The 9,696-nt window shown below is 68.7% G+C and carries 11 protein-coding genes and 1 pseudogene; 6 read left to right on the forward strand and 6 right to left on the reverse strand.

All coding sequences use genetic code 11. From position 1 onward, the window contains the following. Nucleotides 1-310, reverse strand: a 310-nt coding sequence (locus G6019_RS07850; protein ID WP_375539752.1) for a YdeI/OmpD-associated family protein, incomplete at its 3' end; no start/stop codon positions are given. Between the two features lie 106 nt (nt 311-416). On the opposite strand from G6019_RS07850, the gene G6019_RS07855 reads away from it, so the two are divergent. Continuing rightward, nucleotides 417-1,085, forward strand: a complete 669-nt coding sequence (locus tag G6019_RS07855) for a mismatch-specific DNA-glycosylase (protein ID WP_182611986.1) — start codon at nt 417-419, stop codon at nt 1,083-1,085. 23 nt (nt 1,086-1,108) lie between these two features. Here G6019_RS07855 and G6019_RS07860 read toward each other — a convergent pair whose 3' ends face one another. The 3 genes from G6019_RS07860 to G6019_RS07870 all read right to left on the reverse strand — a co-directional run bounded on the left by G6019_RS07860 (nt 1,109) and on the right by G6019_RS07870 (nt 4,307). Next, nucleotides 1,109-1,630: a nucleoside deaminase gene (locus G6019_RS07860; RefSeq protein WP_182611987.1), complete on the reverse strand. Its 522-nt coding sequence runs from the start codon at nt 1,628-1,630 to the stop codon at nt 1,109-1,111. Nucleotides 1,631-1,714: 84 nt separating this feature from the next. Continuing rightward, nucleotides 1,715-1,921, reverse strand: coding sequence for a dodecin (locus G6019_RS07865; RefSeq protein ID WP_095719345.1), 207 nt, complete (start codon nt 1,919-1,921; stop codon nt 1,715-1,717). A 151-nt stretch (nt 1,922-2,072) separates the two neighbouring features. Beyond that, a complete protein-coding gene (locus G6019_RS07870) occupies nt 2,073-4,307 on the reverse strand; it encodes an NADP-dependent isocitrate dehydrogenase (RefSeq protein ID WP_107756788.1) in 2,235 nt (744 codons plus the stop codon). Nucleotides 4,308-4,601: 294 nt separating this feature from the next. Here G6019_RS07870 and G6019_RS07875 point away from each other — a divergent pair, with 294 nt between their 5' ends. Then, complete coding sequence (locus G6019_RS07875) at nt 4,602-5,378, forward strand: isocitrate lyase/PEP mutase family protein (protein WP_182611988.1); 777 nt, start codon at nt 4,602-4,604, stop codon at nt 5,376-5,378. Between the two features lie 25 nt (nt 5,379-5,403). Here G6019_RS07875 and arfB read toward each other — a convergent pair whose 3' ends face one another. After that, nucleotides 5,404-5,847 carry an alternative ribosome rescue aminoacyl-tRNA hydrolase ArfB gene (gene arfB, locus G6019_RS07880; RefSeq protein ID WP_182611989.1) on the reverse strand — a complete coding sequence of 148 codons (444 nt, stop codon included), beginning with the start codon at nt 5,845-5,847 and terminating at the stop codon, nt 5,404-5,406. A gap of 125 nt (nt 5,848-5,972) precedes the next feature. Here arfB and G6019_RS07885 point away from each other — a divergent pair, with 125 nt between their 5' ends. The 4 genes and pseudogenes from G6019_RS07885 to G6019_RS17775 all read left to right on the forward strand — a co-directional run bounded on the left by G6019_RS07885 (nt 5,973) and on the right by G6019_RS17775 (nt 9,344). Continuing rightward, nucleotides 5,973-7,736 carry a lipase family protein gene (locus G6019_RS07885; RefSeq protein ID WP_241725936.1) on the forward strand — a complete coding sequence of 588 codons (1,764 nt, stop codon included), beginning with the start codon at nt 5,973-5,975 and terminating at the stop codon, nt 7,734-7,736. 69 nt (nt 7,737-7,805) lie between these two features. After that, nucleotides 7,806-8,144 carry an ArsR/SmtB family transcription factor gene (locus G6019_RS07890; protein ID WP_107758138.1) on the forward strand — a complete coding sequence of 113 codons (339 nt, stop codon included), beginning with the start codon at nt 7,806-7,808 and terminating at the stop codon, nt 8,142-8,144. A 3-nt stretch (nt 8,145-8,147) separates the two neighbouring features. Continuing rightward, nucleotides 8,148-8,609, forward strand: a pseudogene (locus G6019_RS17770) (SRPBCC family protein); the annotation flags it as partial. Nucleotides 8,610-8,666: 57 nt separating this feature from the next. Beyond that, the gene (locus G6019_RS17775; protein ID WP_107758137.1) at nt 8,667-9,344 is read left to right on the forward strand and encodes a dihydrofolate reductase family protein; all 678 of its coding nucleotides are present in this window, start codon (nt 8,667-8,669) and stop codon (nt 9,342-9,344) included. Nucleotides 9,345-9,358: 14 nt separating this feature from the next. On the opposite strand, the gene G6019_RS07905 is transcribed toward G6019_RS17775, so the two are convergent. After that, nucleotides 9,359-9,696, reverse strand: a 338-nt coding sequence (locus tag G6019_RS07905; protein ID WP_182627354.1) for a hypothetical protein, incomplete at its 5' end; no start/stop codon positions are given.

Genomic DNA, 9,696 nt, shown 5'->3' on the forward strand with positions numbered 1-9,696 from the left:
GGCGGGCGACGATCTCGACGTTCCGCAGCGACCAGATGGAGCGCGCGCGGCGGGGGGTGAACCGTTGCACGAACGTCGTGTCGTCGTAGGTCCGTCGTTGCCCGTCGATCCATCCGCTACAGAGTGCTTCCTCGAGCGCCTCGTGGTAGGAGAGCGAGGTGGGGCGAGTGACGCCCTTCTTCGCGAGCATCAGCCAGGTCCCGTCGCAGGTGTCGTCGTGTGTCGTGAGCCACTCCCGCCACTGATCGACGTGCTCCACGATCAGGGGTGAGTCGGGGCTTTGCGTCGCGCGGTTGTCCGTCGTGCTCATGGCTCGAGCCTGACAGGCCGATAGGTCAGATGGCGTCCTCATTCCGGGATCGCGCGCTCACTGGACCGTACGGCGCGCACGCGTCGCGCCGCGCTAGCCTCGCAGCATGGCTCAGTTGGTCGTGACCGGCATTCCACGGCGCCCCTCACCGATGGGCGGGCGCCGCCCGAAGCGCGACGAGCTCGCCCGGTTCGCCACCGACGACCCGCACGCGGTCGACGACGTCCTGCCCGCCGACGCCGAGCAGCTGCGACTTCTCATCGTCGGGGTCAATCCGGGCTTGTGGACCGCGGCCGTCAACGCGCCCTTCGCGAGGCCGGGAAACCGGTTCTGGCCGTCACTGCACCGGGCGGGGCTGACCGATCACGTCGTGGATGCCGCGGAGGGACTGTCGGCCCCGGACGAGCAACAGCTCCTCTCGCGGGGGCTCGGGATGACGAATCTTGTGGGCCGGGCGACCGCGAGGGCGGACGAACTCACCCGGGAGGAACTGCGCGCGGGCGCGGAGCGCGTGACAACGCTGGCCGGGGAACTGAAGCCCCGAGTCGTGGCCGTCGCGGGGATCACGGCCTTCCGGACCGCGTTCGCACTGCCGAAGGCTGGTTACGGGAAGCAGAACACCTCGGAGGTCGCTGGGTGGCCCGGCGAGGTCACGCTGTGGGTGCTTCCGCAGCCCAGCGGGTTGAACGCGCACGAGACTCTCGACTCCCTGGCCGAACACTGGCGGGAGGTCTGGAACGCGGTCGAGGAGAGTCGGCACTCCGCCGCGGGCTGACGCGCCACCGACCCGTAGGCCCCTCAGGTGACGTTCTCTCCGCGACCGGAGCGGACGGACTTCTCGACCAGAACCCGGATCTCCTCCGCCAGGGCGGGGACCGGGCCTGACACGGGGATTCCCGGGGCCACGTCGCTGATGCCGAGCGGAGAGAGCGGCCCGGGCTCCATGCCGAGATCGGCTTTCCAGCCCGCATACTGAGCACCGCTGGAGGCGAAGACGATGCGCCCGAGCCCCACGAAGGCGTGGGCGGCGCTGCACATCGCGCAGTGTTCGCCGGAGGTGTATACGACGCTGGCCGCGCGTTCCTCCGGCTGCATGTTCTCCGCCGCCCATTTCGCGATCGCGAACTCCGGATGGCTGGTGGCGTCCCCGCTCGATTCGCGGTTGCGGTCCTCGAAGCGCACCGTCCCGGCCTCGTCCACCAACACCGACCCGAACGGCTTGTCCCCCGCCTCCAGCGCCCGCCTCGCCAGGTCGACACAGCTGCGCAGGTGGACGAGGTCGTCGGCTCCCACAGGGCGGGACTCGACCGTGGTGTTCACTGGGTCTCCTTGCAGGGTTGCTCCGCGCGACGGCAGCCGGGCGCGACGGTAGTTGGTGATATGGGGAGTCAGGTCCGACGACGCTCAGGATTCGTGTCGGAACCCGACCTTGATGGTCACCTGCCAGTGGGCCACCCGGTCGCCGTCCAGCTTTCCGCGGACGGACTGCACCTCGAACCACTCGAGGTTGCGCAGAGTCTTGGATGCCTCGGCGATGGCATTGGCGACGGCGGCGTCGGTTCCCTCGGGGGAGGATCCGACGATCTCGGTGACGCTGTAGACATGGTTCATGGTGCCCTCCAGATAGTGTGACCGGGCTCACCCTATCGCGATCCGCGACCTCGCTGCGTCGGATGCGATCGCCCCCGTACGACACCGCCCCCGTCGGCGCGCGGCCGGCGGGGGCGATCAGATCGTACAGTCGATCAGCCGAGCTGTCGAGTCATCCGCCGAGGCTCTCGAGGGCGGCGTTGAAGGTCGCGCTGGGCCGCATGACCTCGCGCAGCTTGTCGACGGAGGGCTGGAAGTACCCTCCCAGGTCGACCTCTTTGCCCTGGACCTCGAGCAGTTCGCCGAGGATCGTGTCCTTGTCGGCCGTGAGCTTCTCGGCCAACGGGGCGAAGTGTGCGGCCAGGTCCGAATCGTCGGTCTGCTCGGCGAGCTCCTGGGCCCAGTACAGCGCGAGCCAGAACTGGCTACCCCGGTTGTCGAGCTCGCCGGTGACGCGGGACGGCGACTTCCGGTTCTCCAACAGCTTGCCGGTGGCGGTGTCGAGCGTCTTGGCCAGGATCGTGGCCTTGGGGTTGTCGTCCTTCCGGCCGAGGTCGTCCAGGCTCGCCCCGAGGGCGAGGAACTCACCGAGCGAATCCCACCGCAGGTGGTTCTCTTCCACCAGCTGCTGGACGTGCTTCGGCGCCGACCCTCCCGCGCCGGTCTCGTAGAGCCCGCCGCCCGCCATGAGTGGGACGATCGACAGCATCTTGGCGCTGGTGCCCAGCTCGAGGATCGGGAAGAGGTCGGTGAGGTAGTCGCGCAGGATGTTGCCGGTCACCGAGATGGTGTCCAGGCCACGCCACGCGCGCTCGAGGGTGTACCGCATGGCACGCACCTGCGACATGATCTGGATGTCCAGGCCCTCGGTGTCGTGGTCCTCGAGGTACTTCTTGACCAGCGTGATGAGGTTGTTCTCGTGCGGCCGGTACGGGTCCAGCCAGAAGACCGCGGGCATCTCGGACGCGCGGGCGCGGTCCACGGCGAGTTTGACCCAGTCGCGGATCGGTGCGTCCTTGACGGTGCACATGCGCCAGATGTCGCCGGCCTCGACGTTCTGGGACAACAAGACCTCGCCGGTGGCGGCGTCGACAATGTTCGCGACCCCGTCGTACTGCACCTCGAAGGTCTTGTCGTGGCTGCCGTACTCCTCGGCCTTCTGGGCCATGAGGCCGACGTTCGGGACGGTGCCCATCGTGGTGGGGTCGAACGCCCCGTTGGTCTTGCAGAAGTTGATGATCTCCTGGTAGATCCGCGCGAACGTGGACTCGGGGATCACCGCCTTGGTGTCCTTCTTACGGCCGTCGGCACCGTACATCTTCCCGCCGATGCGGATCATCGCGGGCATGGACGCGTCGACGATGATGTCCGAGGGGGAGTGGAAGTTGGTGATGCCGCGCGCCGAGTCGACCATCGCGAGCTCCGGCCGGTACTCGTGGCACCGGTGCAGGTCCTCGATGATCTCCTCCTTCTTGGAGGAGGGAAGCGAATCGATCTTGTTGTAGAGGTCGACCATGCCGTTGTTGACATTGATGCCCAGCTCCTCGAACAGATCGTGGTGCTTGGCGAAGGCCTCCTTGTAGAAGACCCTCACGGCGTGACCGAACACGATGGGGTGGCTGACCTTCATCATGGTGGCCTTGACGTGGAGCGAGAACATGACGCCCGTCTCCTTGGCGTCGTTGAGCTGCTCCTCGTAGAACTCGAGCAACGCCTTCTTGCTCATGAACATCGAGTCGACGACCTCGCCCTTCTCGAGGGGGACCGTCTTGAGGACGTGGGTCTCGCCGTCCGGGGTCACGACCTCCATGCGTGCGTCGCAGGCCCGGTCGAGGATGATCGACTTCTCGCCGGCGTAGAAGTCGCCGTGCGTCATGTGCGCGACGTGGGTCTGCGACGCCATCGACCACTTGCCCATCGAGTGCGGGTTTGCCCGGGCGTACTCCTTGACAGCCTTCGGGGCGCGGCGGTCGGAGTTGCCCTGGCGGAGCACCGGGTTCACGGCACTGCCCAGGCATGCCGAGAGCCGCTCGGCGGCCTCGACCTCCTCCGGGGTCTTGGGATCGTACGGGTACTTGGGGATGTCGTAACCCTTGGCCTGGAGCTCCGCGATCGCGGTGTTCAGCTGGGGCACCGAGGCGCTGATATTGGGGAGCTTGATGATGTTGGTGCCGGGCTTCTGGGTCAGCTCACCCAGCTCGGCCAGGTTGTCGGGCACCTTCTGCTCGTCGGTCAACCGGTCGGGGAACGCGGCCAGGATGCGGGCGGCGACCGAGATGTCGCTCGTCGTGACGTCTATGTCGGCGGCGTCCGCAAACGTGCGGACGACCGGGAGGAAGGCCTCCGTGGCCAGTCGTGGTGCCTCATCGGTGAGGGTGTAGATGATCTTCTGTCTGCCTTGGGTCATGTCGGCTCTCTTCGTTTCAGGCTGATCGTGTTCTTGTGGAACGGCATCAGCACGCCTGCACCATCATCACCCGAGCCGGGTCGGCGTCGCCATAACCCCCGGTGTGGTCGATCGGTGCACATGCGCGTTCGGTGATCGTCTCGGCGTCACCCTGCACTGTGACCGACAGCGCACGCCTTCGCGGCGTTTTCCGGAGTTGGGGACCCCGACCGGGGCGTGCCCTCCGGGTCCTGAACGCGGCGTGCCGAACAGGCCTAGGCTCGTGGGACAGCTACAGCCGAGGAGGCGTCGACGATGACCGATGTGGATCGACGAGCACGGGAACTGGCAGCTCTGCACGAGTCGGGCGACCTGGTAGTCCTCCCCACCGTCTGGGACACCTGGAGTGCCCGGATCGCCGCGGCCGTGGGGTTCGAGGGACTCACCGTGGGGAGCCACCCGGTCGCCGACGCGATCGGGAGCGCCGACGGCGAACAGATGGATTTCGGCGAGTACCTCGAGGTGGTGGGCAGGATAGCCAGGTCGGTCGACCTCCCGGTGAGCGCGGACGTGGAATCCGGCTACGGACTCGCCCCGGACGAGCTGATCGCCCGCCTGCTCGAGGCCGGCGCGGTCGGCGCCAACATCGAGGACGTGGTCCACGGTGAGGGCGACCGGGTCCGCGACAAGCACGAGCACGCCGACTACATCGCCGCCGCCCGCCGGGCGGCCGACGACGCCGGGGTGCCCTTCGTGATCAACGGCCGCACCGACGCGGTCAAGTTGGGCGGCGAGGTCTTCTCCGACCCTCTCGCCGAGGCGGCCGAGCGCATCGTGCTGATGGAACAGGCGGGTGCGCGCTCGGTCTACCCGGTGGGCCTCACCTCCGCGGATCAGGTGACCAGGCTCGTGCGGGCGGTCTCGATCCCGGTCAACGTCACCGCTCATCCCGTGAAGGGCCACGGCGCCGGTGACCTCGCCGTCCTCAGGAACCTTGGGGTGCGAAGGGTGTCGTTCGGCCCGCTGTGGCAGATGTGGCTCACGAAGGTCTCCACCGAACAGCTCTCCTACTGGGCCGGCCCCGACCAGTAGTGGGTTCAGACCGTAGGGGGTGGCGTCAGTCCGATGCGCCCGGGCGTCTCCGGGCCGCTTTGGCCTGTGAGCGTCGACTCTTCGCCTCCAGTCGACGTAGGCGCGATCCGTAGGTCGGCCGTGTCGGCCGCCGGACCGCGTCGGGGGCGAGCGCCTCCCGGAGCAGGGCCGCGAGTCGGTCCCGCGCGGCCCGCCGATTCTGCCGCTGGGACCGGTGTTCCGACGCGGCGACGGTGAGGACGCTGCCCGCGAGCGACGGTGCGAGCCGGTCGAGAGCGCGGGCGCGTTGGGCGTCGTTCAGGGCCGTGGTCGTGGCGAGGTCCAGGCTCAACTGCACACGGGAGTCCGTGGTGTTGACACCCTGACCGCCGGGTCCCGAGGACCGCGAGAACTGCTCGACGAGCTCTCCTGCGGGCACGCGGAGACCGTGGGAGAGGCCCGGGCCGGGCATCACTCGCAGATCGTCCATGACGTCCAGTGTGCGCCGCCGACATCCCCGGCATAACCATGACGCACGCTGGTAAGGGATATCTTCACATCTGGGCGTTCCGTGCCGTCGGCATGAGGATCCGAGCCCGGTGCGAGGGGATGACGATGAGCGAGAAGGTCGACGAACGGGTCGGGAGGAACAGGCGGGCCGCGGGGATCATCCTGGCGATCGCGTCGATCGCCCTGGGAGCCCTGGTGATCCTGGCCCACCTCGACCTCCCGGAGATCGTCAGGCTTGCGGGGATCGGTCTCGTCGTCGTCGGACTCGCGACGGTGATCGGCGTCGACGGCGCCGGACACTCCCGGCGGTGGACGCGGATGCTCACCGGTGTTGCCATGGTGGTGGCGGGAATCGTGGTGCTGGTGTGGCAGTCCGCGAGTATTCGCAGCCTGCTCTGGGTCATGGTCACCGCGCTGATCGTGCACGGGGTCCACACGATCGTGGCGGCGGTCCGGAGCGAGACCGACCGCCGGGTGGCGGGACTGTTCAGCGGCACCGCCGCCGTCCTGTTGGGGCTGTTGTGCCTGGTCTGGCCGGTTCTCGCGATCGAGCTGATCAGGTACGCGGTGGGCGCGTGGTTGGTGTTCGTGGGGCTGCGCGGGCTTGTGGATCCATGGTTCCACCGCCGACGGTCACGAGCGACCGACAGGGCGGAGTCGGGACTCCTCCGCCGATGGGGACGGACGATCCTCGCGGTGACGGTCTTCCTGGTGGTGGTCGCGCTCGCGATCGGCAGCGCCGTGCTGCTGCGCGGGGACGACCGCCCGGCACCCGACGGTTTCTACACCTCTTCGGAGCCACTACCCGCCGAAGCCGGAATGCTGCTCAAGGCCGAGACCCTCACCGTCGGCGTCCCCCCCGGGGCCGACGCCTGGCGCATCCTCTACACCAGTACAGCGCCGGACGACTCCGTCGTGGCCGTGAGCGGCACCGTCATCGCCCCGGGTGACCGCACCGCGGACCCCCTCCCGCTGCTCAGCGTCGCGCACGGGACCACCGGCATCGTCCCGCGATGCGCGCCGTCGCTGAGTCCCACCCCGTTCGCCGACGGTGCGGGAGAGGCGCTCACGCAGATGGTGATCCAGCACGGCTGGGCGGGGGTGATCTCGGACTACTCGGGTCTGGGCACGCCGGGAATGCACCCGTACCTGGTCGGAGAGGTGGAGGCGCGCAACGTCCTCGACGCCTCCCGCGCCGCGCAGCAGCTCGACGGCCTGAACCTCAGCAGCGACACCGTGGTCTGGGGGCACTCCCAGGGCGGGCACGGTGCGTTGTGGACCGGCCAGATCGCCGAGGACTACGCCCCCGAACTCACGGTGCTCGGCATAGCCGGTATGGCCCCCGCCACCGACCTCTACACCCTCGCCGAGATGAGCAAGGGCGAGGTGGGCGGTAAGACGGTCTCCGCCTACATCGCCCACTCGTGGAACGAGGTCTTCCCCGAGCTGGATCTGGCCGGGCGGCTCAACCCGGGCACCGCGCACGGCGTGGAGAAGATCGGCGAGCTGTGCTTCAACGAGCAGGACGCGATCGCCGCGCTGGTCCGGGGGACCCAGATCCCGGAGCAGGTGTTCCCCGATTCGGTGCTCGACGGCGATCTGGGGGAGAAGCTGCGGGAGAACTCGCCGACCGGCCCGTGGCCGGCGCCCGTGCTGATCGCCCAGGGGCTGGCCGACCCGCTGGTCAAACCGGCGATGCAACAGGAGTGGGTGGACGCCAGATGCGCGGACGGTGAACCGCTCGACTATCGGACCTTCCCCGGCCGGGACCACAACGGAGTGGTCGCCGCGGACTCCCCGCTGACCCCGCAGCTCGTCTCCTGGACCCTCGACCGCTGGAACCGGGTGGCCCCCACGCCCACCTGCTGAGCAGGTGCCGCACAACGTCGAGGCGACGAGAGTCTTGATAATTTCCTATATAGGAATATGATCCCTGTCATGGCACGCGCATCCACCACCTCGGACGTGTTCAACGCGATCGCCGAACCACAGCGCAGGGAGATCCTGGTGCTCCTGCGGGAGGGTGAGCGGCCGGCGACCGAGGTGGCTGTGGAGCTGGGGATCACCCAGCCCGGAGCCTCCAAGCACCTGCGCGTGCTCCGCGAGGTCGGCCTGGTGCGCGACCGACGCGAGGGCAAGCAGCGCATCTACCACCTCGATCCCGGCGGGCTCCGACCCGTCCACGAGTGGGTCGGCGGGTTCGAGCGGTTCTGGAACGAGAGCTTCGACAGGCTGGACGACTACGTCCGCGAGATCGCGCGGGCCGAGGAGGAATAGACCATGGGGGAGAACAGGCGGGGCGACCCGGCCGGGCGGGAGACCGAGGACCGCGAGATCGTCATCACGAGATACATCGACGCGCCGCGCGAGTTGGTGTTCCGCGCGTTCACCGAGGTGCAGCACCTGGCCCGGTGGTGGGGACCGGAGGGGTTCACCACCACCACCCGGTCCTTCGAGTTCCGCGAGAACGGTGTGTGGGACTTCGTGATGCACGGCCCGGACGGAACCGACTACCAGGAGTGGATCACCTGGCGCGAGATCGTCCCGTCGGAGCGGATCGCGCTGCGTCACGGCGAGTCCGCGGAGGATCCGGAGGCGTTCGAGTCCGTCCTGGACTTCGAGTCCGAGGGCGGGGGGACCCGTGTCGAGTTCCGCACGATCTTCCCCACGAGGGAGCTCCGCGATCGCGCGGCGCAGGAGTACCACGCCGTCGAGGGCGGCGAGCAGACCCTGGCCAACCTCGCGGCCCACGTCGCCGAGCTCGCCGCCGGACAAGGGGAGCCGGGGGTCCGGAGGCAACTGGTCCGGGTCCACAACTTCTCCGTCTCGCTGGACGGGTTCGGAACGGGGGAGGGGCAGTGCCTCGAGGCGCCCTTCGGTCACGCCGGGCACCGGTTGTTGGAGTGGGCGCTACCGACACGAACCTTTCAGGACATGGGATTCCACGGGGACCGAGAGGCCTCGGTCGGGGTCGACGAGACGTTCGCGAGCCGATGGAACACGGGTGTCGGCGTGGAGATCATGGGCCGTAACAAGTTCTCCCCCACCCGGGGTCCATGGGGGGACGACCCGTGGCGTGGCTGGTGGGGAGACACCCCGCCCTTCCACACGCCGGTGATCGTCCTGACCCATCACCCCAGGCCGACGCTGGAGCTGGACGGCGGCACCACGTTCCACTTCATGGACGCCGACCCCGCCACGGCGCTCGACGCCGCGCGCGAACTGGCAGGTGGCCTGGACGTCCGCATCGGCGGGGGAGCGAGCACGATCCGTCAGTTCCTCCGGGCGGACCTGATCGACCAGATGCACATCGTCGTGGTGCCCGTCATCCTGGGTCGGGGTGAACGATTGTGGGACGGGGTGGAGGGGCTCGAGGAGCGGTTCCACATCGAGTCGACACCCTCCCCCAGCGGGGTCATCCACCTGAGCTTCTGGCGTCGTCGCACGCCGGGGCCGCGGACGACCTCAGGCGTGTGAGGAATCGCCGGGGCTCACCAGAGACCGCCTGGGACGCGGAGCCGGAGTAGAGCGCACTCGCGCAGGTCCTGCACGGCCGGCGGCAGCGGCATCGGCACGACGTCGGCCTCACCAATAGACTGGGCATCCACCACCCGCTCCGGATTCGAGGACCGCACGATGGCACCGCACGACCCCGGCGTCGCCCAGGCCGCGCCGCCCGAGCCGTCGTCACTCATCGGCCGCGTGCGCGAACCGTGCCTCCACGTGATGAGCTGGAACATCCGCCGGCCGGTGCCGGCCGTCATGACGCGGTCGGCGGACAGGTGGGATCGACGCGCGCCGGCGATCCGGTCGCTCCTGTCCGCCGAGC

This window comes from Dietzia sp. DQ12-76 (assembly GCF_014145045.1).
Lineage (GTDB): Bacteria > Actinomycetota > Actinomycetes > Mycobacteriales > Mycobacteriaceae > Dietzia.